Origin of the sequence: Providencia huaxiensis (assembly GCF_002843235.3) — a bacterium.
GTDB classification, from domain to species: domain Bacteria; phylum Pseudomonadota; class Gammaproteobacteria; order Enterobacterales; family Enterobacteriaceae; genus Providencia; species Providencia huaxiensis.
Window position 1 is genome coordinate 3,608,220 of sequence record NZ_CP031123.2, and the last position, 25,002, is coordinate 3,633,221.

Annotated in this window: 20 protein-coding genes and 2 pseudogenes; 16 read left to right on the forward strand and 6 right to left on the reverse strand. The window is 41.5% G+C overall.

Annotated elements, in window-relative coordinates; genetic code table 11:
* Positions 1–5 precede the first annotated feature (5 nt).
* Positions 6–1,166: a cystathionine gamma-synthase gene (gene metB, locus CYG50_RS18405; RefSeq protein ID WP_102140410.1), complete on the reverse strand. Its 1,161-nt coding sequence runs from the start codon at positions 1,164–1,166 to the stop codon at positions 6–8.
* A gap of 315 nt (positions 1,167–1,481) precedes the next feature.
* Between metB and metJ the strand changes: the two genes are divergently transcribed.
* Positions 1,482–1,799 carry a met regulon transcriptional regulator MetJ gene (metJ, locus tag CYG50_RS18410; protein ID WP_004265315.1) on the forward strand — a complete coding sequence of 106 codons (318 nt, stop codon included), beginning with the start codon at positions 1,482–1,484 and terminating at the stop codon, positions 1,797–1,799.
* A 368-nt stretch (positions 1,800–2,167) separates the two neighbouring features.
* Entirely contained in the window at positions 2,168–2,881 is a 714-nt protein-coding gene (locus CYG50_RS18415; RefSeq protein WP_102140411.1) for an outer membrane protein, read from the forward strand.
* Between the two features lie 87 nt (positions 2,882–2,968).
* On the opposite strand, the gene rpmE is transcribed toward CYG50_RS18415, so the two are convergent.
* Positions 2,969–3,184, reverse strand: a complete 216-nt coding sequence (gene rpmE, locus CYG50_RS18420; protein ID WP_004265313.1) for a 50S ribosomal protein L31 — start codon at positions 3,182–3,184, stop codon at positions 2,969–2,971.
* 218 nt (positions 3,185–3,402) lie between these two features.
* Between rpmE and priA the strand changes: the two genes are divergently transcribed.
* The 7 genes from priA to rraA all read left to right on the forward strand — a co-directional run bounded on the left by priA (position 3,403) and on the right by rraA (position 11,652).
* Positions 3,403–5,601, forward strand: a complete 2,199-nt coding sequence (gene priA, locus CYG50_RS18425; RefSeq protein WP_102140412.1) for a primosomal protein N' — start codon at positions 3,403–3,405, stop codon at positions 5,599–5,601.
* A gap of 341 nt (positions 5,602–5,942) precedes the next feature.
* A complete protein-coding gene (cytR, locus tag CYG50_RS18430) occupies positions 5,943–6,971 on the forward strand; it encodes a DNA-binding transcriptional regulator CytR (RefSeq protein WP_102140413.1) in 1,029 nt (342 codons plus the stop codon).
* Between the two features lie 73 nt (positions 6,972–7,044).
* The gene (gene ftsN, locus CYG50_RS18435; RefSeq protein WP_102140414.1) at positions 7,045–7,851 is read left to right on the forward strand and encodes a cell division protein FtsN; all 807 of its coding nucleotides are present in this window, start codon (positions 7,045–7,047) and stop codon (positions 7,849–7,851) included.
* Between the two features lie 169 nt (positions 7,852–8,020).
* Entirely contained in the window at positions 8,021–8,551 is a 531-nt protein-coding gene (hslV, locus tag CYG50_RS18440; protein ID WP_004265304.1) for an ATP-dependent protease subunit HslV, read from the forward strand.
* Between the two features lie 11 nt (positions 8,552–8,562).
* Entirely contained in the window at positions 8,563–9,897 is a 1,335-nt protein-coding gene (gene hslU, locus CYG50_RS18445; protein ID WP_102140415.1) for an ATP-dependent protease ATPase subunit HslU, read from the forward strand.
* A 187-nt stretch (positions 9,898–10,084) separates the two neighbouring features.
* Positions 10,085–11,008, forward strand: coding sequence for a 1,4-dihydroxy-2-naphthoate polyprenyltransferase (locus CYG50_RS18450; RefSeq protein WP_102140416.1), 924 nt, complete (start codon positions 10,085–10,087; stop codon positions 11,006–11,008).
* A gap of 119 nt (positions 11,009–11,127) precedes the next feature.
* Entirely contained in the window at positions 11,128–11,652 is a 525-nt protein-coding gene (gene rraA / locus CYG50_RS18455) for a ribonuclease E activity regulator RraA (RefSeq protein ID WP_102140417.1), read from the forward strand.
* Positions 11,653–12,261: 609 nt separating this feature from the next.
* Here rraA and zapB read toward each other — a convergent pair.
* The gene (gene zapB, locus CYG50_RS18460; protein WP_004265299.1) at positions 12,262–12,501 is read right to left on the reverse strand and encodes a cell division protein ZapB; all 240 of its coding nucleotides are present in this window, start codon (positions 12,499–12,501) and stop codon (positions 12,262–12,264) included.
* Positions 12,502–12,806: 305 nt separating this feature from the next.
* Here zapB and CYG50_RS18465 point away from each other — a divergent pair.
* A pseudogene (locus CYG50_RS18465) lies at positions 12,807–13,388 on the forward strand (MIP/aquaporin family protein); the annotation flags it as partial.
* 3 nt (positions 13,389–13,391) lie between these two features.
* On the opposite strand, the gene CYG50_RS18470 reads toward CYG50_RS18465, so the two are convergent.
* Positions 13,392–14,089 (reverse strand): IS1 family transposase gene (locus CYG50_RS18470; protein ID WP_102140845.1). Its coding sequence is split into 2 segments (ribosomal slippage): positions 13,392–13,840 and positions 13,840–14,089, totalling 699 coding nucleotides; the frame shifts between segments, so codons are not numbered across the junction.
* A gap of 60 nt (positions 14,090–14,149) precedes the next feature.
* On the opposite strand from CYG50_RS18470, the pseudogene CYG50_RS18475 reads away from it, so the two are divergent.
* From CYG50_RS18475 to CYG50_RS18485, 3 genes and pseudogenes are all read left to right on the forward strand, one after another.
* Positions 14,150–14,461, forward strand: a pseudogene (locus CYG50_RS18475) (aquaporin); the annotation flags it as partial.
* 3 nt (positions 14,462–14,464) lie between these two features.
* Complete coding sequence (gene glpK, locus CYG50_RS18480; RefSeq protein ID WP_102140630.1) at positions 14,465–15,991, forward strand: glycerol kinase GlpK; 1,527 nt, start codon at positions 14,465–14,467, stop codon at positions 15,989–15,991.
* A gap of 230 nt (positions 15,992–16,221) precedes the next feature.
* Positions 16,222–20,031 carry a zinc metalloprotease gene (locus CYG50_RS18485; RefSeq protein ID WP_102140629.1) on the forward strand — a complete coding sequence of 1,270 codons (3,810 nt, stop codon included), beginning with the start codon at positions 16,222–16,224 and terminating at the stop codon, positions 20,029–20,031.
* Positions 20,032–20,073: 42 nt separating this feature from the next.
* Here the strand turns inward: CYG50_RS18485 and emrD are convergent, their stop codons facing one another.
* Positions 20,074–21,258: a multidrug efflux MFS transporter EmrD gene (gene emrD, locus CYG50_RS18490; protein WP_102140628.1), complete on the reverse strand. Its 1,185-nt coding sequence runs from the start codon at positions 21,256–21,258 to the stop codon at positions 20,074–20,076.
* Positions 21,259–21,735: 477 nt separating this feature from the next.
* Between emrD and fpr the strand changes: the two genes are divergently transcribed.
* On the forward strand, positions 21,736–22,482 hold the full coding sequence (gene fpr, locus CYG50_RS18495; protein WP_102140627.1) for a ferredoxin--NADP(+) reductase: 747 nt from the start codon (positions 21,736–21,738) through the stop codon (positions 22,480–22,482).
* Positions 22,483–22,539: 57 nt separating this feature from the next.
* On the opposite strand, the gene CYG50_RS18500 is transcribed toward fpr, so the two are convergent.
* Positions 22,540–22,959 (reverse strand): DUF805 domain-containing protein, encoded by a 420-nt coding sequence (locus CYG50_RS18500; RefSeq protein WP_004907027.1) that lies wholly within the window; start codon positions 22,957–22,959, stop codon positions 22,540–22,542.
* Between the two features lie 35 nt (positions 22,960–22,994).
* Here CYG50_RS18500 and CYG50_RS18505 point away from each other — a divergent pair, with 35 nt between their 5' ends.
* Positions 22,995–23,624 (forward strand): DUF1454 family protein, encoded by a 630-nt coding sequence (locus tag CYG50_RS18505; RefSeq protein ID WP_202981446.1) that lies wholly within the window; start codon positions 22,995–22,997, stop codon positions 23,622–23,624.
* A gap of 178 nt (positions 23,625–23,802) precedes the next feature.
* Positions 23,803–24,573: a triose-phosphate isomerase gene (gene tpiA / locus CYG50_RS18510; protein WP_102140626.1), complete on the forward strand. Its 771-nt coding sequence runs from the start codon at positions 23,803–23,805 to the stop codon at positions 24,571–24,573.
* Positions 24,574–25,002 lie beyond the last annotated feature (429 nt).

The following is a 25,002-nucleotide window of genomic DNA, read 5'->3' on the forward strand; positions in this document are numbered from 1 at the left end:
CTCCGCTAACGTTGTGCCGCAACCTGAAATGCGTGATCTAAGTCTGTGATTAAATCCTGAGGATCTTCAATTCCCACTGAAATTCTTAGCAAGCTATCTGTAATCCCTGCTTGCGCACGAGCTTCTGCTGACATACCTGCATGCGTCATTGTCGCAGTATGGGAAATCAATGTTTCCACTCCACCCAATGACTCCGCCAATGTAAACAGGCTAAGTGAGCGAAGAAAATGGCGAAGTTGTGACTCATCACCTGCAAATTCAAAACTCAACATGGCGCCAAAACCTTTTTGTTGTTTCAGCGCTATTTCGTGCCCAGGATGATCTTCCAATGCAGGATAATACAATTTTTTCACTAAAGGCTGCGATTTAAGATATTTTACGATCTCTTGTGCATTTTGCTGTTGCTGTAACACACGTGGGGATAGAGTTCGGATGCCTCTTAATAATAAGTAGCTATCAAAAGCGCCCCCAGTGACACCTATATTATTCGCCCACCACGCTAATTCTATTGCCCATTTTTCCTCTTTGGTAATCACTACACCAGCCACAATATCTGAATGACCATTAAGGTATTTTGTACATGAATGCACAACAAAGTCAGCCCCTAATGACAGTGGTTGCTGGAGGATAGGGCTTAAAAATGTATTGTCGACAACCACTAACGCACCAACATCATGCGCTAATTGAGCAATATGCTGTATATCAAAAATTCTTAATAATGGGTTACTGGGTGTTTCAATTAAGACTAATTTAGGTTTTTTAGCGAGCGCAGCTCGTAATGCAGATTCATCACTTTGATCAACAAATTGCACTTGGTAAGCCCCACGCTGACTTTGGCTATTAAATAACCGATAACTTCCGCCATAACAATCATGAGGTGCAACTAATAGATCACCGGGCTGTAAAAAAACAGTACAGAGTAAATGAAGCGCTGACATCCCACTGTTGGTCATTACTGCGCCGCTTCCCCCCTCAAGTTGTGCCAATGTTTTTTGCACAATATCCCGACCTGGGTTTCCACGGCGTGAGTAGTCATGTGCGCGGGGCTCATTAAAATCAGTGAAGTTATAGGTGCTGGACAAATAAATGGGAGGCACAACACAACCAAATTGTTGGTCATCGTTTAATCCATTATGAATTGCGATGGTTGACGGTTTGTAAGTCATAAACGCTTCTCCTGAACAGTGATAGGCCAAATCATACCCATCGGATGTTTAGACGTCAACATATCTAGACGTCTAAACCTCTTTACGTTTATATCAAGTAATGGAATAATCAGCCTTAATAATTATGTGTAAATTGATAGTCAATCGCATAAGTGGGTTTAACTCGTTAATTTTAGACAGTATTTTGTGTTAAAATAAGTGAATCCTCATCGAACATATATGCAGATATTCTCGATTTAGAGCTTAGAATAAGTTCCTATTAAAAAGAATATGCATATTATTTTTAATTATTACTGAAAATATCCAAGGTAACCCATGGCTGAATGGAATGGTGAGTATGTCAGTCCGTATGCTGAACATGGCAAAAAGAGTGAGCAAGTAAAGAAAATTACAGTATCGATTCCTTTGAAGGTACTAAAAATTTTAACTGATGAGCGTACTCGCCGTCAGATCAATAACTTACGTCATGCCACTAACAGTGAATTACTGTGTGAAGCATTTTTGCATGCATTCACAGGCCAACCACTGCCAAATGATGAAGACTTGCGTAAAGAACGTAATGACGAGATCCCTGAAGCCGCAAAAGAAATTATGCGCGAATTAGGTATCGACCCTGAAACGTGGGAATATTAATCCCAATTAGTCGTCATTACGTACCTCAAAGTTTTAACTACGTCGCAAGCCTTGCGACGTAGTGTCTTTCCTTATGTTTTATTCAATGTTGCTTTGAATTCTTGCCAATCCATTCGTAAATGTTGTTATATTTCGGCTCCATAACCCGAAATATGAATAAATTAACTCCACAGTTGTAAGAACAGGTAACACAACCCACCAACTCATAATATTTCCTTATATTTCATACTAAAAAATCACTCTTTTACTATGAAAAATGGCCGCTTATTCTGTTTATCAAAAAATCAAAAATTTACCTTAAGTAGATTATTTATTTAGACCTATAATAGATGCTGATATTTAATTAACTACATGAATGGTAATAAATAATGAAAAAAATAATTGCAGTTTCCCTACTCAGCCTTGTATCTAGCGTGGCTATGGCATCTGGCAGCAGTTTTTATGTTTCTGGTAAATTAGGTACATCTATCATAAAACTATCGGACCAAAAATGGTCTGATGAAGATGGTAGTGTTAGTGGTGGTAGTAAAACAAAAGGTGTATTTGGTGGGGGTATTGCTCTTGGTTATGACCTGTACGATACAACTTCTTTACCTTTACGTACCGAATTAGATATTACGCTGCGTGGTAAAGCCTCATCTAAACATAATATTTTCTATGAAAATAATAGTTTCTTTACCGCTTCAGATGACAGCAAAAACGATATCACATTAAATACCTTTATGGTTAATGCTTATTATGACTTCAAAAACGAAACCAATTTCACCCCTTACGTATCCGTTGGATTAGGTTTAGCAAGTATTAAACATAAATCGACTTATTCATACGAAGAAAAAAGCCATCATTCTATGTACTATGGCTATGATTCATTTTCTAAATCTAAAACAAAAAGCAACTTTGCTTGGAGCTTAGGTTTAGGTTCACAATATGCTGTGAATGATAACCTTTCATTAGATTTAAGCTATCGCTTCTTAGATGCGGGCAAATCTGACGTCAGTTATAACGACGATGGCGAGACGCTCAAGTCTAAAGTCAAAGTACGCAGTAATGACATCATGTTTGGTGTGCTTTATCGTTTCTAATTTCTTCATTTAGACATAAAAACGCTTATTTTGGGCATTAAAAAAGGGAAACTCAGTTTCCCTTTTTTTCGCATTTCACAAGTTCGATTATTTTTTAGAACCTGGGATGCTGAAACGTTGGTTGAAGCGATCAACACGACCACCAGTCGCAACATCACGCTGTTTACCAGTATAGAACGGGTGGCAGTTACCACAAACGTCCAGGTTCAGCGAGTGACCAGCAGTTGAATTAATTTTCATTACATTACCGCAAGAACAAGTTGCAGTAACTTCTTCGTATTTAGGGTGAATACCTTTTTTCATGGGAGAACCTCTATTAAGGCCGTGTCGCCATTCCAGCCCTAACGCCGGACACCACACGTCGTGTTGATTGAATTTAATATATTGGTAAAAATAAATACCAAAGGCGGCGGATCATACAGAAATTCTGTTTATCACGCAATGAAAACTGAGTAAATTTTGTGGTACTCTAGTCAACAATCGCTCGCATTATCGCATAAAAAATAGACGGAAACCCAGATATGATCGTCGTTCAGGTGGCTTTACCTGTCCCATTAAACCGCACATTTGATTATCGCCTTCCTGATAACATGCCACTGCCAGTGATTGGCAGCCGTGTTATGGTGCCGTTTGGCAAGCGCCAAGCCCTAGGTATTGTGGTAAAACACAGCGATAAAAGCGAGTTTGCTGAAGATAAATTAAAAGCTATCGAACTGGTTCTCGACCATCAAACACTCTTCCCTGATGATATTTGGCAGCTCTTACTGTGGTCTTCCCAATACTACCACTACCCAATTGGCGAAGTACTATTCCACGCATTACCCACATTGTTGCGCCAAGGTAAACCCGCTGAATTTACCCCGATTTGGCAATGGCAAGTGACAGATGAAGGCTTAGCCGTTGACCTTAATGAGCTCAAACGCTCCCCAAAACAGCAGCAGGTCCTCGCACTTTTACGTCGTAGAACCGTTTATCGCCATCAAGTGAATGAGCTTGAAATCAGTGAAAGTGCTCTGCAAGCACTGAAAAAGAAAGCTTATATTGAGTTACATCCCGTTCAACCGACGAGCGAAAAGTGGCAACCAAACTTTACAGTTTGTGGTGAAAGGTTGCGGCTTAATAGCGAGCAAGCTACCGCTGTCGGTGCTATACGTGCTGAAGATGACCAATTTTCACCATGGTTGCTCGCTGGGATAACAGGGTCTGGTAAGACTGAAGTCTATTTGAGTGTTCTGGAGAATGTCCTTTCTCAAGGTAAACAAGCTTTAGTACTGGTGCCTGAAATTGGTTTGACCCCACAAACTATTAGCCGTTTTCGTGAGCGCTTCAATGCGCCTGTTGATGTGTTGCACTCTGGGCTGAACGATAGCGAACGTTTAGCCGTATGGCTACGCACGAAGCAAGGGCAAAACGCCATTATTATTGGCACTCGCTCAGCACTGTTCACGCCTTTTGCCCGCCTTGGCATTATTATTATTGATGAAGAGCATGACAGCTCATACAAACAACAAGATGGTTGGCGTTATCATGCACGTGATTTAGCCGTTTTCCGTGCGAAAAAGAACAATATCCCCATTGTGATGGGCACTGCAACGCCATCGTTAGAAACCTTATTTAATGTACAACAACATAAGTATCGGCAATTAAATCTCACTATTCGTGCCGGTAATGCACGCCCTGCGACTCAACATCTTATTGACTTAAAAGGCCAACTGCTAAAATTTGGCCTTTCTCACTTATTAATTCAACATATTAAAGAACATCTTGCACAAAACAATCAGGTGATTTTGTTTTTAAATCGTCGTGGTTATTCGCCAGCATTAATTTGCCATGAATGCGGCTGGATTGCTGAGTGCCAGCGCTGTGACCACTATTACACCTTACATCAAAATTTCCATCAATTACGCTGCCACCATTGTGATAGCCAACGTCCAGTTCCTCACCAATGCCCACAATGTGGTTCAACGCATTTAGTGCCTGTTGGAATGGGAACTGAACAACTTGAGGAAGGTATTTGTGAACTATTCCCTGACACCCCTGTTACCCGTATTGACCGTGATACCACAAGCCGTAAAGGGGAACTGGAACAACATTTAAATCAAGTACATGAGGGAGGAGCTAGAATTCTAATAGGCACACAGATGTTAGCCAAGGGCCACCATTTCCCTGATGTCACCTTAGTCGCCTTATTAGATGTTGACGGGGCTTTATTCTCAAGTGACTTTCGTGCAGCCGAACGGTTTGCTCAATTATACGTGCAAGTTTCTGGCCGAGCAGGCCGAGCCGGTAAACAAGGTGAAGTGTTCTTACAGACTCACCATCCCGAACACCCGCTGCTGCTCACACTACTTGAAGAGGGTTACAACGCATTTACCCAAGAAGCGATGGAAGAGCGCCGAATCGCCATGCTACCGCCTTACACCAGCCATATATTGATCCGTTCAGAAGATCACAATAACCAGGACTCGCGTCAATTTCTGCAAAATGTACGGCAATATATAACTCAACACCCACAAAGCGATGAAAAAATGTGGATTTTAGGCCCCTCACCGTCGATTCAAGCTAAACGTGGCGGCCGATTCCGCTGGCAATTGCTATTGCAACACCCTTCGCGACTTTATTTACAGCAGTTTATGGCGAAACTGTTGCCAGAAATTCTTCAACACCCAGAAAGTCGCAAAGTAAAATGGAATATTGATGTGGACCCAACTGATTGTTAACGCATGAACAATGCTAAAGGATTCATTTTATCTAACCATTTAACTTTATAGGCGATACCAATATTGTCTTTGCAGCATATTGATAACTTTGAATTATTTACCCTATAATGCTAAACAACCAAATTGGATATTTTTTATACACGTTGAGCTTCATTTATCTTTTTACCCTTAGAATTATTTTCAAAATTTGCGAAGCAGCTCTAAAAAATGACGCAAGTCACACTTTTTATGCAAACTAGGTAACAGATATTATTGAGAAACCAATTAGAATAACCACTAATAATGACGTACTTGCGCTATTCAAAAAAAGCAAACGATTAAATCAATCTAAGGAAGGCGTTGTGGAAAGTAAAAAACACAATCACACGGCAACAATGAAAGATGTTGCCAGTGCCGCGGGCGTTTCGACAGCGACGGTGTCAAGAACACTCATGAACCCGGAAAAAGTTTCTTTGCAAACACGCCAAAAAGTCGAACAAGCGGTGATGGATGTTGGTTATTATCCTCATAACCTTGCTAGAAGCTATAAGCGCAATGAATCAAAAACCATTCTTGTACTTGTTCCCAATATCCGCGATCCGTTCTTTAGTGATGTCGTCTGTGGGATTGAAGAAATCGCTGCTCAAGAAGGCTATTTTGTTTTGATTGGAGACTGTAAACACCAAGAAAAACAAGAAAATGCTTTTATTAATCTTATTATTACCAAACAAATTGATGGCATGGTCTTACTGGGCTCCAATATTCCGTTCGATATCTCAACGGAAGAGCAGAAAAACCTTCCTCCGATAGTGATGGCGAATGAATTTGCGCCTGAGCTAAAACTACCGACTGTGCATATCGATAACCTCACTGCCGCGTTTAATGCGACACATTACCTGCAAAAACAAGGCCATAAACTGATTGCTTGTATTGCAGGCCCTAACCATATGCCTTTAAGTCAATACCGTTTAGAAGGGTATAAAAAAGCCATGTTGCGCACAGGCGAAAAACTGCGTGAAAATTATATTATCCGTGGCGATTTTACCCATGAAGGTGGGGCTGAAGCTGTGAAAACATTGATGTCACTTCCTGAACCACCTACGGCTATCTTTTGTCACAGTGATATCATGGCTATTGGCGCGATGTGGCAAGCGAAAAAAATGGGCTTGAAGCTCCCTGATGACCTTTCTTTTGTTGGTTTTGATAACTTAGAGCAATCAAAATATACCTTGCCAGCCCTAACAACCATTAATCAACCTCGTGCTGAAATTGGTCATCATGCGATGCAATTACTGCTTGAGCAAATCCATGGACACAATGTAAACCCGGGTTCACGTCTCCTAGATTCTGATTTAATCATCAGAGAGAGCACAAAAGCGCCTAAAAGCTAGTCAAAGTTGCTCGGGTTAAGTAACATGTTAAGCCAAATGATGACGAACAATTGATAACTAGTGAATTAATAGCGTGGCACAAAAAGATTATGTAGCTCGGGGGCGCTCATCCGCCCGTAAAAAAAGCAAAGGTAAATCAAAGAAAGCACAAGGACTCCCAATGACAACATTGGTTGTTGCTGTGGCAATTGTCGTGCTATTTGTTGGCGGCCTGTTTTATATCACTCAAAATAAAAAGGACACACCGCCCCCCCAAGTTGTCACACCAACAACACCGGGAAGTACGCTTCCACCAAAGCCTGAAGAACGTTGGCGCTATATTAAAGAGCTCGAACGTCGTGGTGTGGATATGCCAAATATTCAACAACCGAGTACTGGCAATAATATTGTGCGCCCATCAGATTTAACACCTGAACAGCGCCAGCTATTAGAGCAAATTGATTCTGACAGACGCCAGCCTGTCACTAACTTGCAAGAAATCCCTGCAAACGGTAAACCCGTACCGCGCTCCCAAGTGCTCATCAATGAGCCGGCTCAACCTATCGAGCCAGTACAACGTAAACCGGTGGCCAATATCCCGCCAAAACTTGAGGCTCAACCAACCGCGCCCGCAGCTCAACCACAAACGGCACCAAGCACTAAACCGACAAACAGTTTACAAAATATGGTTGTTCAATGCGGTTCATTCCGTACAGCAGAACAAGCCGAGTCTGTGCAAGCTACTTTGGCATTTTCAGGTATTGAAAGCCGCGTAAGCGCAGGTGGAGGTTGGCACCGTATCGTTTTAGGGCCTTATTCCAAGTCCACCGCCGAAAAAATGCGTGACCGCGCAGCAGGTGCAGGTGTTTCCGGTTGTATTCTTCGTGCTTCTGGGGGTTGAAAAATTCCTCCTCCCCCCCCATGTACTGTTTTAATGTACTCATGAGCGGTACTTTGTGGCTTCAACCTAGTTCAAGTGATAGTTAATTAGACAACTATCACTTGAATTTACTCTTTTGAAAATCACATACAACCGCATTCTTTTTTTGTAATAAACCAGGGGCTAACTCATGACAACAATCGTAAGTGTTCGCCGTAATGGCCAGGTCGTAATTGGTGGTGATGGACAGGCGACGATGGGTAATACCGTCATGAAAGGCAATGTCCGCAAAGTTCGCCGTTTATACAACGACAAAGTCATTGCCGGATTTGCCGGTGGCACCGCAGACGCATTCACATTATTTGAACTGTTTGAGCGCAAACTCGAACTGCACCAAGGCCATTTAACAAAAGCGGCCGTTGAACTCGCTAAAGATTGGCGTACCGACCGCATGCTTCGCAAGTTAGAAGCCTTGTTAGCTGTCGCCGATGAACACACTTCACTGATCATTACGGGTAATGGTGATGTGGTTCAACCGGAAAATGACTTAATTGCTATTGGCTCCGGTGGTCCCTATGCTCAGTCAGCCGCGCGTGCTTTGTTAGAAAATACAGACTTAAGCGCCAAAGAAATCGCTGAAAAAGCGCTCGCTATTGCAGGTGATATCTGTATTTACACCAACCATAATGTCAACTTTGAAGAAATTTCTTCAAAATCATAAGGATTGCTAGTATGTCCGAAATGACTCCACGCGAAATTGTCAGCGAACTCGACAATCATATTATTGGCCAAAATAAAGCCAAACGTTCTGTTGCGATTGCTCTGCGTAACCGCTGGCGCCGTATGCAGTTAAATGAAGTGTTACGTCACGAAGTCACACCAAAAAATATTTTGATGATTGGGCCAACAGGGGTGGGTAAAACTGAAATTGCTCGCCGCCTGGCGAAATTAGCCAATGCGCCATTTATCAAAGTCGAAGCGACTAAATTTACTGAAGTCGGTTATGTCGGAAAAGAAGTTGACTCGATTATTCGTGATTTAACTGACTCCGCCGTTAAAATGGTGCGTTTACAGTCTATTGAAAAAAACCGCTATCGCGCCGAAGAAATGGCTGAAGAACGTATTTTAGACGTTCTTATTCCACCCGCAAAAAATAACTGGGGGCAGTCTGAACCAACGGATGAGCATTCCCCAGCTCGCCAAGCATTCCGTAAAAAATTACGTGAAGGCCAATTAGACGATAAAGAAATTGAAATTGAAGTCGCTGCATCCCCTATGGGTGTTGAAATTATGGCACCTCCGGGCATGGAAGAGATGACGAACCAGTTACAATCCATGTTCCAAAACTTAGCAGGCCAAAAGCAGAAGCCACGTAAGATGAAAATCAAAGAGGCATTCAAACTGCTAGTTGAAGAAGAAGCAGCTAAATTAGTCAACCCTGAAGAGTTAAAAGAACAAGCCATTGAAGCAGTTGAACAAAATGGTATTGTCTTCATCGATGAATTCGACAAAATTTGTAAACGTGGCGGCCAAAGCTCAGGGCCAGATGTCTCTCGAGAAGGGGTTCAACGCGATTTACTGCCATTAATCGAAGGCTGTACCATTTCGACTAAACACGGCATGGTCAAAACCGACCATATCCTGTTTATCGCTTCAGGTGCGTTCCAAGTTTCGAGCCCATCAGACTTGATCCCTGAACTCCAAGGCCGCTTACCAATTCGTGTTGAATTACAAGCGCTGACAACTGAAGATTTTGTGCGTATTTTGACTGAACCAAATGCCTCATTAACTGAACAGTATAAAGCGCTGATGGCAACAGAAGGCGTAAATATTGAATTCACGACTGACGGTATCCGTAAAATTGCGGAATCCGCATGGCAAGTCAATGAGTCAACCGAAAACATTGGTGCTCGTCGCTTGCACACCGTGCTTGAGCGTTTAATGGAAGATATTTCTTTCGATGCCAGTGACCGTAACGGGCAAACTATCCAAATCGATGCAGATTATGTCAAACAGCACTTAGATGAGCTGGTGGCGGATGAAGACCTGAGTAGATTTATTTTATAATCTTATTAATTATCTGGTTTTCATGTATCCTTAATATACATCGACTAAAGTGCAGCTTTTATCGCTGCACTTTTTTCTATGAAATATTCTGCCCATTACATTGAAAATACTCAGGTATCTCTCTATATGATGGGTTATTAAATTATTAAGAACACATCTCTAAAGAGTTTGAATTATAGGTAACTGCATGCAGTCGACATCCACAACAATAAGTCGTAAACAAGCTTGGATTGAAAGTCTCCGCCCTAAAACCCTACCATTAGGGGTGATTGCGATTGTGACAGGCTCTGCACTCGCTTATTTAACTAATAATTTTAAATGGCCCGTCGCTTTATTAGCACTTATCACCGCGGGTTTATTACAGATTTTATCTAACCTTGCGAATGACTATGGTGACGCAGTCAAAGGCTCTGATACCGCAGAACGTATTGGTCCATTACGTGGTATGCAAAAAGGTGTTATCACGCAAGCGGACATGAAAAAGGCGCTCAAACTAAATATTACGGCAGCCTGCCTTTCTGGCTTACTGTTAATTATTGTTGCGTGCGAAAAGCCAGAGGATGCCATTGGTTTCGTTGCACTAGGCCTTATTGCTATCGTTGCTGCAATTACCTATACCGTCGGCAAAAAACCCTATGGGTACCTAGGGTTAGGGGATATTTCTGTCTTAATTTTCTTTGGCTGGCTAAGTGTTATTGGGACTTATTATTTACAAGCTAATAGTTTTAATATCATCACTATTCTACCCGCAACTGCTTGTGGGTTGCTCTCTGTCGCAGTACTGAATATCAATAATATGCGTGATATCGAAAATGATATTAAAGCAGGTAAAAATACCTTAGCGGTACGTTTAGGCCCCCAAGGAGCTCGGATTTATCACACCATTATTATTGTTGCGGCAATTTTATGTTTGGCATTTTTTAACCTAATTTACTTGCACGGGTGGAGTGGTTGGTTATTTTTATTAGCCGTACCGATGCTGATGAACCATTTACGCCGCGTTCTGAGTGACCCTACCCCAGAAGGCATGCGTCCTTTACTCGAAAATATGGTGAAAGCCGCACTCGTAACCAACGTTTTATTCTCCATTGGCGTTGTGATGAGTAAATAACAGTCACTATTTGTCGTTTTTTTGACTTTTTCCGCCTATTTTTAGGCGGGTAACTTTGCCAAGTACTGTTGAAAAGGGATATACTGGCTACCTCTTGCAGCAAAAAAGACCTAACTCCTATGAAATATGATACTTCCGAACTCTGCGATATTTACCAAGAAAGCGTTAATGTGGTAGAACCCCTTTTCTCCAACTTTGGTGGACGTACTTCATTTGGCGGTCAAATCATTACGGTTAAGTGCTTTGAAGATAATGGCCTACTGTATGATTTGCTGGAAGAAGACGGCACTGGGCGTATTCTCCTGGTTGATGGTGGCGGCTCTGTCCGTAAGGCACTCATTGATGCTGAAATTGCCAGACTCGCCGTTGATAACCACTGGGAAGGCATTGTGGTTTATGGTGCCGTCCGTCAGGTAGATGCACTAATGGAGCTTGATCTCGGTATTCAAGCTATTGCGGCGATGCCTGCAGGCTGCCCAGATGAAGGCATCGGTGAAAGTGATATCCGCGTTAATTTCGGCGGCGTCACCTTCTTCTCTGGTGACTACCTTTATGCCGATAACACTGGCATTATTCTTTCTGAAGAGCCATTAATCCCGTCTGGGACCGACGATTTTATCGAAGATGACAATATCGACGCATAATCCGTTAAAAATTCTATAAATAAGGGCAGCAAATTATTGCAGCCCTTATTTTTATACGCTACAACGCGAGGTATGCCGAAAGTTTCTCTAAACCCTACAGCGTGAGATATAACAAACATTTCTCTAAATAATTCGTGTTGTAGGTAGGTGGCAAAGTCGATAAGACCCTAGGAGCATACATAAGTCTGTGACTAGGGCGAAGAGACGAAGCCAGCGCCCTACAATGTGAGGCATAACAAACATTTCTCTAAATAATTCGTGTTGTAGGTAGGTGGCAAAGTCGATAAGACCCTAGGAGCATACGTAAGTCTGTGACTAGGGTGAAGAAACTGAGCCACCCCACAACGTGAGATATAACAAACATTTCTCTAAATAATTCGTGTTGTAGGTAGGCGGCAAAGTCAATAAGGCCCTAGAAGCATATAACGTCTGTGACTAGGGTGAAGAAACTGAGCCACCCCACAACGTGAGATATAACAAACATTTCTCTAAATAATTCGTGTTGTAGGTAGGCGGCAAAGTCGATAAGACCCTAGGAGCATACATAAGTATGTGACTAGGGCGAAGAGACGAAGCCAACACCCCTACAACGCGAAGTATGACGAGAAATTACACTTCTTCCATCTTACCTAGCAGAGTCCGTAAACGCTCTTGCCAAGCTTGCTGCTCTTGTTTTAATTGTTCATTTTCACGCACCAGTGAATCCGTACCTGACTTTGCTGTTTCCAACTCTTGGCTTAATGCACCATTTTTATCTTTTAATTCATCGATTTCCATTTGTAACAGTGTGATTGTATCAATCGCTTGTTGGACTTTGGATTCTAGTTTTTCAAATACTTCAAATGACATAATTATGGTCTCCCTTATCAGCTTTTACACGATTGTAAGTAGCATGATCCTCTGTGTCCAGTTCCTTCCTTCTGAATCGTAGTTACCTTCATAAAAAAACACTGGTCAGATCACATCACAAAGGTCGAATTCATCACTATTTTTGATTGTTTTGTTTCGCTTTAGTGATGTAACACACATTTTTCAATTTCGATATTTCTCGTTTATGTTCTTTAACGATAAACTCACAGTTAATGATTTTCGATTAGAAAATCTTAACTTAAAAAAACATTACAATATTTTTCATTTTCGTAGGATAGAAACATATGAGCCAAATGACGACTACATCACTCACAGGTCAGTGCATCTCAGAGTTTTTAGGGACTGCGCTACTGGTATTTTTTGGTTTAGGCTGCGTTGCTGCCGTTAGAATAGCGGGTGCACAACTAGGCTTATGGGAAATTAGTATTATCTGGGGCTTTGGCGTTGCTTTAGCCGTTTACCTAACAGCAGGTACCTCCGGTGCTCACTTAAACCCAGCGGTTACTCTCGCACTATGGCTATTTGCGTGTTTTGATAAACGCAAAGTTGTCCCTTATATCATCGCACAGATGTTAGGTGGTTTCTTTGCTGCCGCCTTAGTTTACTCAATGTATTCCCCTGTATTTTTCGATTACGAGCAAGTCCACCATATCATTAGAGGCTCACAAGAAAGCTTATTTACTGCGGGTGTTTTCTCAACCTACCCTGCGCCGCAAATTAGTGTTCCTCATGCATTCTTTATTGAGGTCATTATTGCGGCCATTCTAGTTTGCTTAATTCTCGCGCTAACCGATGATGGCAATGGTGTTCCTCGCGGCCCACTCGCTCCATTATTAATTGGGTCACGTATCCAAAGGGTTGATGGCATTTCAAACGTAATACTCTCGCTCAATGAAAGTCCCAATGATCTTGTCATGCATGCCGGATGATTTTGAATACCCTAACGTCTTGCGATTAAGTCGTTTCAATCGGTTACGCAACGTCAGATTTTCACGCTCAATTCGCTGTGTATATAGCTTTCCTAAAATGTGTTTTTCGCTAGGGAGTGTCTCTTTGTACGCCCTGTAACCATCCGTACACCAAAAAGCGATACGGAACCCAGACAGCAGTTTTAACAATTTCCCCAGTGTTTTCTTGCTTCGGGAACCAAATACATGAGCGATAATCCGCTTTAAGCGAGGCTCCCATGCATACCACAACCAACGCTGACTTTTTTTGTTACCGATAAATGACCACATCTCATCGACCTCACAAATGAGCTGAATTTGTAGGTTATCTAGGGGCAGTGTTGTTACATTCCGTGGCGAGAGTTTTTTAAAGTGCGGACGACGGCATTGATACTGATATGTAATGCCCTAGCGGTGTCACGAATACCCGCATTATTCATGGCAAGCTCAACCACTTGCTCTTTGATGCCGGGCTGACAAGCGTTGTAGGTATAATCGAGTTGAAAAGTGCGGCAACAGGCCTGACAGCGATAACGGGGATGACCTCCATTGCCGGTGCCATGTTTTTTAACAGGGTCGGTTAACCCACAGAATCGGCATTTTACTGAAATGGTAGCCATACTAAACCTCAACAGAAAAGCTCAGTTTACCCCATTATCAACTCATTGAATACTCGACCATTAATTGGTATCTTGATTGCCGTCATCGGCGGGTCATTTGGCGCACTCACTGGATTTGCACTCAACCCAGCTCGTGACTTCGGACCAAAGGTTGTCGCTTATCTCGCAGGCTGGGGTGATATTGCTCTCACTGGTGGTCGCGATATTCCGTATTTTCTTGTCCCATTGACAGCACCTATTGTTGGTGGTCTGCTAGGCGCATTCGCCTATCGCAAACTGATTGGTCGCCACTTGCCTTGCATGGTATGTGAAGAAGAGACCAAAACAGAAAAATTATCCGTTAAAAACACCAAATCCTCGGAACAGGCTTAAATTATGACAACTGAAACCACTATTGCGAAAAAATATATTGTTGCACTCGACCAAGGCACAACCAGCTCACGCGCTGTTGTGCTCGACCATGATGCAAATATTGTCAGTATTTCACAACGTGAATTCACCCAAATTTACCCTAAACCAGGCTGGGTAGAACACGACCCAATGGAAATATGGGCATCCCAAAGTTCAACATTGGTTGAAGTCCTTGCGAAAGCAGATATTCGTACAGATGAGGTCGCTGGGATTGGGATCACGAACCAACGTGAAACTACCATCGTATGGGAAAAAGCCACAGGTAAGCCCGTTTATAATGCGATTGTGTGGCAATGTCGCCGCACCGCTGATTTTTGTACGCATTTAAAACAAAATGACCGCGATTTAGAAGAATATATTCGCCAAAATACCGGCCTGGTTGTCGACCCCTATTTCTCCGGAACCAAAGTAAAATGGATTTTAGATCATGTAGAAGGTGCCCGTGAACGTGCCGAGAAAGGTGAATTACTATTTGGGACTGTCGATACTTGGCTCGTTTGGAAAATGACGCAAGGGCGTGTTCATGTCACCGACTACACCAATGCTTCTCGAACCATGTTGTTCAATATCCGTAACCTTGAATGGGATGATAAAATCCTCAAAGCACTGAATATTCCACGTGCGATGCTCCCAGAGGTGCGCCCTTCTTCCGAAGTCTACGGGCAAACCAATATTGGGGGAAAAGGCGGAACACGTATTCCAATCTCCGGGATGGCAGGTGACCAACAAGCCGCACTTTATGGTCAGCTGTGTGTCAAACCAGGAATGGCAAAAAATACCTATGGCACTGGTTGTTTCCTACTTCTGAACACCGGCGAAACTGCTGTACGCTCAAATCACGGCCTACTGACAACTATCGCATGCGGCCCAAAAGGCGAAGTCAATTATGCCCTTGAAGGTGCCGTATTTGTTGGAGGAGCCTCAATTCAATGGTTGCGTGATGAATTGAAATTGATTGATGAGTCAACTGACTCTGAGTATTTTGCTACTAAAGTGAAAGACAGTAACGGCGTGTATGTTGTTCCTGCCTTTACAGGTTTAGGTGCTCCTTATTGGGACCCGTATGCGCGTGGAGCAATCTTTGGCTTAACCCGTGGCGCAAACCGCAACCATATTATCCGCGCAACATTAGAATCTATCGCTTATCAAACCCGTGATGTACTTGATGCCATGCAAGCAGACTCAGGTGAACGCTTAAAAGCACTGCGCGTTGATGGGGGCGCTGTCGCTAATAATTTCTTAATGCAATTCCAGTCAGATATTTTAGGCACCCCTGTTGAGCGCCCTGAAGTGCGAGAAAGTACCGCATTGGGTGCAGCCTATCTTGCTGGTTTAGCGGTTGGTTTTTGGAGTAACCTTGATGAGTTACAAAGTAAAGCAACGATTGAGCGCGTATTCAAACCGGGTATTGAGACTACAGAACGTAATTTCAAATACGAAGGGTGGAAAAAAGCCGTAGCACGTGCTCAGGAATGGGAAGATCGCGGTTAGTTTTTAATTAAAAATAATTAGATTTGCAGCCAAACATAATATATTTGACTGCAATCTGAGGCAGCACTTCTGTGCTGCCTTTCTTTTTCATAAAACTAATTAGCTAATAAATATAAAACCAATAATCAGATTAATAATAAATTAGAAGAACAATAAGTATTTATTTAAAGTTGTCTAGCAAGAGGAAAATTAACTATTGATAGTTTAAGAAATAAAGAAAGGACACGGTTATGGAAAACCGACACGAAGAACAAAGCAAACCCATTTCATCCATTAAAAATCAATACGATAACAATATTAAACAACAATCATTAAAAATTGGCTTATACGCACGTAAAGGCAGAGTCGTAGTTATTGATAATAACTCACCGTTATTAAAAAACTTAAGCCTTGACCCTAGAGCTTCAAAAGAAGGCAAATCCGCTCATGAGCTATTCAGCTGGCTTATAAATAAGCCAAGAGTTATAGGAGAAACGAAATACAGCTACATTGTAAGCACATTACCAAAGTCCCAATTTTCTGGTTTCACGTTCCATGCCAAGCAAGGCATATTTGTAGAAAGCTTTAATTCACCCCATGAATGGATCGACGGAGAAGTCAAAGCACAGGCCCAGCTCGCTGATTTATTGTTACCAAGTGGTGAATGGCACCGCCATTACAGCATCGTAATCTTGCCCGAAAGTGCCAATGATAAACAAATCGAGCTCATTCGCCATTGGTTGGAGCTCACAGGTGGTAGTTTATTGATAGTAAAAGACAAACAAAAAAAAACATCAGCTTCTACTCAACAGTTAATCAATGAACTTCGTCCAGTAGAGCACATTGAGCTAGCCAGCAATACCTTAGAAAATCACAACTTCCAACAAGTTATTATCTTACCACCCCATACAATAAGCTCATTGAAGCTAACTGATGAATTACGAAAAAATAGTCAATATTTCTCAGTAACCATAAGAGATACCAATAATAACAAAATATTAAATTTACATGATATCCCAATTGCAGAAACATCATCTTGGCAAAAGATTGCCCATTCAATCGAAACCGATGTCAATAGAATGATGGCAGAGCACCGACTGCCTGCGGTTAAAATCAGCTATGAAAAGAATACATTAAAACTTGTTGGGGAAAATATCATTTTTCGCCAGTTTCAATTGAAACAAGTAAAACAAGTCATCTCTCGATATCGTAAGCAAAAAACCATCGCTCAAACTCTCCCTATTTTTGTGGCAGAAAACCCAGATGAAATACCCAATCAATTAACTGTAGGGGCCATAACAGGAAAACTACCCAATATCCCTCATATTAAGGGTTACAAAATCCTTGAACAGCCCCAATTTGGGCAACTAACACTAAACAACACCACCAATGAATGGCAATATATTGCCAATAACACAAAATTTAAAACCCGCTCAGACCAGTTTGACTTTATCGCCATGCTGTCTAATGGGCAAAAATCCCAGCCTATTTCCATTCAGTTACAAACCGAAAATACACCACAACTCCGTATTCCTGGCAAACGGACATTTTCCGTTCCAGACCCGATTTATCATGAACCTCAACGGCGTTATCACCCAACACCAAGCGATATGCAAATCCATAATATTCAACTTGCACAAACTCATCTGCAGAATATGACAGATAAGCATATAAGCTTAACGGCTAATCGCTGGGCATTATTGAATGTGGAGATAACCAGTGAAACCGCGGCAAAATCCCCCGATATTGAGGCGATTATCAGTAGTAAAGAAAGAAAAATATTAGGTCGAATAAAACTTACAGGACCAGACCATTTACCCAAAACATTGACAGCACTTCCCCGCCGGCCCAATGTCTCCGTACAAAACTGGCATCAACAACGCTTTACTGCCCCGCTAAAAGGTGAATGGATACAACCGGATATCAACATCATTATCACTGTTAATGGCAAACCCATTATCACCGAAGAAACCAACCAATATGGGGCGTTCTCCCCAAACATCACGCTTGATAGCCACTTAATTGTTCGTGTAGATAGCCACAGCTTATACCAACAAGGGCATGGCGTTTATTCAGACTCCCCATTAGGCTGGGGAAGAGAAGCTGTGTCAGTCTTGCCTATTGGGCAACTCATACTGTATAGCTCTCCCGCCACAGTCAGTCACCCAAGCTTAACGCCATACGGAGAGGTAAATAAAAACCCAATGCCGTTTATTCATCCCAATTATGATAACCCTGAAAAAATCAGCTATCACCCTGAAGCCCAAATCCATTGGGCTTATAATAATAGCCAACAATACCAAACCGCTAACAATGCTGATTCTGACTACCAATATACTGCCATTGAAACCCTGCCTTCGAGTGTGTTCAACTCGCTATTAGGACTTGCATCACCCAATCACGGAGGGGGAGTTCACGAGCCTAACGTGATGTTTCACGAAATTTTTGGTCATGGCCTTGGGTTGCCACATACGGACTCGCAAGCTCATAATAATCAGCCAACATACCCTTACCGCCCCTATGACCACGGTAAAAATCCAGCTTATAACCAATCTAGACAATATTATGTCACTTATCACGATCCCCACGACCCGCTACAACAGGCTATTCCGACTATGTTTTCGAGCTATGCTCCTTTTAGGAGCGATGCCTACGATGCATTTTTACCGCACGCAGATACCTACAACCAAAAAATCCACCAATTTTTAAGTAAAAGAGTACGTTGGCAGCCGAATAAAATAAAAGGTGTCGATAGTGAGGATGATGGATTTGCGGGGGAAGGGTTTTATCAACGATGGAATAAAGATTCTAAACAGTGGGTTACGCTAAAAAAAGTGAATTATTCAAAATATTATCACCGTACTCAAATTGAACAATTTCCTCATCAACGTGATGTCCCTATCTATTGGATACACATTCACTCAGCCAACATGGCGGACAATACACTTCACCCTTATAGTACGATTACCGTTGACCGTACCGTGGGTAATTTACCCGCTGATTATCACAACCTAAAAACAGGCGTAGGTCGTCCGTTTTATATTTACCATAATAATGCTTTAACGGTGACTTATGCCACGCCGAATGGGTTATTGACCGAAGTATTACAAATTCCACACGCAACGAGCTTCAATATTGCAGATAAAGGCGAATTAGTTCAATTCACCATACATAAATTGAACTACAAAAAAGAGCTCGGGCAACTTATTTACCACTATAAAAACCCGACCTCACTAGCGAATCGCATATTTGCAAAATATGATGGCCAAACATTACCTGACCACTTGCTCCTTGATAATTATTGGCAAGGCGCACCTATTTTTTGGGCAGCAACAGAAGAAGGCTTAATTGATTTTTCAACAGGTAAAGTCAATACTGCCAAAATCACAGCAAAAAGTGCCCTATCCGCCAAATGGATTGAAAATGGTCGGTTACACCAACAATATTTTTCATTATCGGATCCCTTTGGGCAAGATGGGCAAGTTGATACGTCAATGAACTTTATTGCTCTTAATCACCTTAATACCTACAAAACTGGCTATTTATCGGCAAATACGATCCACCACCAAATGATAGAAACACCATTAATCGCAGATATGAATATTGAGCAGCAGATTGATATTAGTGATTTAAACTTATCTAATGGACACTATACCTATTGGGTAACACTCATGAGCAGTGATGAGCAAAGACGAGTTCAAGAAAGAGTGCCTGTAGAGGAGTGGTTTTTTGCAATACAACAAAATCAATTAACCATAAAAGGAACGATAGACAGCACCCCAGGATTAAAACTGGATGGAATACTCATTCATATTGACCAGCACTTGCAAGACCATGTTGCCCCGAAGTTGATTTGGCTGCAACAAAACCATAAAAATCTAGCGGGACAATTAGCAGAAAATACGGAACTTCTAGATGACAACCAACCAGTGGTATTTAATTCAGGAGTCATTTTGCCGGAGCTAATATCATCAATACCAGAAAAGGAACCTAGCTCCCTTTGTTCATCAACGCTATCAATTCCGCAACAAAAGCAAGCTGATATACTGCTAAGTGCGTAATCTGAAAGTCAGGCTGTGTTTTACAGCCTGGCCTTCTCACGATTAAACCATGCGCTCTGAATGACTCATGCGTTTTGCTAAAGGCAACCAACACAATAATATGAGCGTCGACATTAAAAACATCAGTAACCCAAGGCTAAACTGCCCGTTTTGCGGTAATAATGCAGAAACCCAAGTGGCAACACCTGACCCTATATTTTGCAGGCCACCCACGAGTGCTCCCGCCGCCCCTGCTAAATAAGGAAAAGGCTCCATCGCGCCTGTCGTTGCTAAGGGAAATAACATCCCCGCACCAAAGAAAAATACCGCGGCCGGTACTAACAGTGTCCAAGTATTCATAATCCCAAACCAACCTGGAATCCACATCATAAAGCCTGCCAATAGACAAATAAGAACGGAGTGCCACATCAAATTATAAAATGTTTTTCCTTCTCGCCCCGCATACCAAGCACCAAAGAAAGCAGCAGGAATCGGCAATATAAATAAAATACTCACAGTAATGCTATTGAGCCCTAAAACACCGCCCATTAATACACCACTACTAGCTTCAAATACGGCTATTCCAGCTAACGCGCCCACTAACATGGATAAATAAGATAGAAATGAACCGCTTGATAATAATTCCCGATATGACGCAATCATTTTATGTTTTTCAGGTGAAACAGGACGCGTTTCGGGTAACCAACGATACATGCTTAATAATACAGAAGCACCTAAGATAAACAGGAAAATATAACAAGCATGCCACCCCCAGAAATGCGCCAATATTCCACCGAACATTGGGGCTAATAATGGGCTCACTAATATACCCATATTTAATAAGCTATTTGCATAACGTAACGCGGTGCCTTTATACAGATCACGAGGCATAGTTCTTGCCATCACACCTGCAACACCCGTTCCGAGGCCCTGCAACCCACTCGCTATAGTGAGTATATTTAATGTTGGCGCAAAAATCGCCACAATCGTTGAAAATAAGAAAATCGTTAAACCCGTTAAAATAACAGGTCGGCGACCAATTCGGTCAGATAACGGCCCATAAACTAACTGTGAAAAACCATAAGAAAATAAATAAGCCGCCATCACTTGTTGAACAGCACCAGAAGGCTCATTAAAATAAGTGGCAATTTCAGCAATGACAGGAACATAAATAGTTTGTGTCATTTGGCCGACCGCTGCCAATGCAATTAGCATTAATAGCAAATTAAAGTGTTCCAGCTTTCTCATTTTTCTCTCAGATACATCCAATAATTCAAATACACCCTATTTCAGACACAAAGTAACGCTGCATTATCTCAATGTAATAACGCAAAATTATTTAGGTGCTTAATTATCAATATAAAATACCGCTCCACACTTTGATGTCATTTTAAATAAGCTTTTGTGTCATTTAAAATAAATGGCAAATAGTGCGTTTCGCTTGAGTGTGACTAAGATAACAAAAGCCGCCATCTTTTCGTAGTAGTGCGACATTTTATGTTTTTCACTAATGGCAGTAATATTCGCCAGAATTGTCAACATAACTGTACATTAAGATTCAAAAAACATTCATTTAAAGAACAAACCACTGGAACACGTTATCGATAAGCATAAATAGTGAACTGTTTTAGTATTAAATCCTAGTGAGCCGTGCTTTGAGTTATTCGAATTATATATTTGTCATTTTTAGCCGGTGGATATTTGAATTATAAAGAGGTGGAATGTATGGCTAATTGGGTAACAGGAACAGTGACTGAAGCCAAATTTTGGACCGACTCATTATTCAGCCTTGTTATCAAGGCCCCGATTAAACCCTTTACAGCAGGGCAATACGCAAAACTTGGACTAGAAATCGAGGGAGAACGTGTCCAACGAGCTTACTCTTATGTCAATGCGCCAAGCGATGACCGACTCGAATTCTATTTTGTCATTGTACCAGGGGGCAAACTTAGCCCAAAACTCGCTAAACTAAAACCTAATGATACGTTACAAATTACGGATGAAGCGACGGGGTTCTTTGTTTTAAATGAAATCCCACCATGTAAAAACCTGTGGATGCTTTCAACAGGAACTGCTATTGGGCCTTTTTTGTCTATCCTACAAGAAGGCAAAGACTTGGATCGTTTCGAAAAAATTGTTTTACTCCACGCCGTCCGTTATGAGAAAGATTTAAGTTATTTACCCTTAATGAAAAAGTTGGAACAACAATATCAAGGGAAGTTAAAAATAGTTACCGTTGTCAGCCGTGAGCACTGCACAACCTCATTGCATGGCCGTGTTCCTGCGTTAATTGAAAGCCACGCTCTCGAAGATGCGGTTGGCCTGACACTTTCACCCGAGACCTGCCATGTCATGTTATGCGGAAACCCCGAAATGGTGAGGGACACTCGTGATACATTAAAAAATAGTCATCAAATGGTTAAACACTTGCGCCGCAAACCCGGCCATATCTCTAGTGAGCAATATTGGTAATGCAAAACACTACCCTGAAATATTTCAGGGTAGCATTCATGCTATGTGGTATTGGCATTATAGATAATCTACCGTTTCTGTTTCTTCACCATAGCGGTTAACCCCCTCCATTCCCAGAAAAGCACCGCAATCTATCACCATAATCATCGTAATAAATAAGGGTAAGAAACGCCCTATTCCCCATTGCCACACAGGTTCAAATTGACTGACATCGATTGAAAAGAGAGCAAATGCCAATAAAATTAGCGCAAACCATCCTCCCGATTTACCACGATCATGTAAACGCTTCACAAAGATAGCGGCCAAAGGGTAAAGTAGTAAAATAAATAACGATATAGCAAGCGTTTCAGAGAATAGCAGTACATTTTGTAACAGGGCAACTGCCGTCATTAAAATAAAAATGACCGCAATACCTACCCAAAATGGCCGGCGACCGATACGGCCTTTGAAGGAAAAAGCCCATTGTTGTAATGTCATTACCTATTATCCTGATACAATGTGGAAAACTAAAAATGAGTGGTTCAAAAATGACCCAAATTTTATTTCGTTCTGTATACGCCATCATAACCATTTTTGTACTTAGTGCGCCACAACTGGCTTTCGCTCAAAAGGTACCCACTTTGCCTGATACCGATTTCAAAGTCGCCTATTTAGCTCCAGATGCCCCTTCTTTTGAACTCACCATTCCAAAATTACGCAATCAATTCAATCAGGCTAATAAAGACTTATATCTCCATGAATATAAAGTTATTGCTAGCCAAGATATCTCCGCTCCCTATATTCGCGCGGCTTCTCGTATTAACCAACAGATATACTCCTCGGCAGTGTTAGAGCGTGGTAGTGAAAAAATTAAAAGTTTACAAATTACATTACTGCCATCAGATGACCCACAAGAAACCCAAAAAAATCGGCAGTTAATGGAAAACTATACTATTGCAATGATCCATATATTTGCCCCAGAAGTTTCACTGGACAACGCCCCTGCACTTACAGAAGCTTTAAATAAATTTATTGCCAATAATAATGCGACTCATGCTGAAGAAGCGCGATTAGGCGCTTTAAGATATATTTTAGTAAAAAGTGACAATAATGTGCTTACTTTTGCTGTTGAACCGATTAAGCTAGAACAACAAACACCCTAAACTGACTGTGATCACGCTCTAAGAACAAGCATGATGAAAAGCAAAGCTATTATTATCTATTGTTCTTATAATGCGGAAGGTGAATGGCGACAACATTGTCACGTTGCGCGTGTAACATAAGCGTGTGATGAATAACTTATTGATTAATCATTAAAACTCTCTGGTTGGAGGAAATAACATGCGACATCCATTGGTAATGGGTAACTGGAAACTGAACGGCAGCACACAGATGGTCAATGACCTCGTCGCTGGCTTGCGTAATGAACTAAGCAGCGTTGATGGCTGTGATGTGGCTATTGCACCACCTGCAATTTACTTAACCCAAGCTAAACACGCGTTAGCAGGTAGCCGTATTGCGTTAGGTGCACAAAACGTTGACGTTAACTTATCAGGTGCATTTACAGGTGAAACCTCTGCTGAAATGTTAAAAGATGTTGGCGCCAAATACATCATTATCGGCCATTCAGAGCGTCGTACTTATCACAACGAAAGTGATGAATTTGTCGCTAAGAAATTTGCTGTATTAAAAGAGCAAGGCCTGATCCCAGTATTGTGTATTGGTGAAACTGAAGCTGAAAATGAAGCAGGCAAAACCGAAGAAGTATGCGCTCGTCAAATTGATGCCGTATTGAACTCTTTAGGCGTAGAAGCTTTCCAAGGTGCCGTTATCGCCTATGAGCCAATCTGGGCAATCGGTACTGGTAAGTCTGCAACACCAGCGCAAGCACAAGCAATCCATAAATTTATTCGTACTCATATTGCGAAGAAAGACGCTGCTATTGCCGAGCAAGTTATCATCCAGTACGGCGGTTCTGTTAATGCGAGCAACGCGGCTGAGCTATTCACCCAACCAGATATCGATGGTGCCTTAGTGGGTGGGGCTTCTCTGAAAGCTGACGCTTTTGCTGTTATTGTTAAAGCAGCCGCTGAAGCGAAAAAAAACAAATAAGGTTATTTTAATACCTTGAGATTAACCGCCAAATATTGGCGGTTTTTTTGTCTTAATTTTTTAAACTAATAACTATATTAATAAACAATCTATATCTAAAGTTCCCCCCTCATAACTATCAACCATATAAATAATGAAAATTTAATTATCAAAAAAAATAATGGGATATTAATTAAATTTAAAACAAATTAACAAACAAGCGATTTAAAATCTCATCAAATATTATTGATAAAAATAAAACCTCATTTCCTAAAAATAAAAAAACAACAACAATAACATAAGGATACATCCAGTTAATATTTGGCATTATATATATCATTCATCATCAATTAAATAATAACGGTAGACAACCTATAAAAGTTAATACACATTTATCTCGCTAATCGCTCAACTAGATAATTAACATTAATAAATTTTACCCTGAAGGAT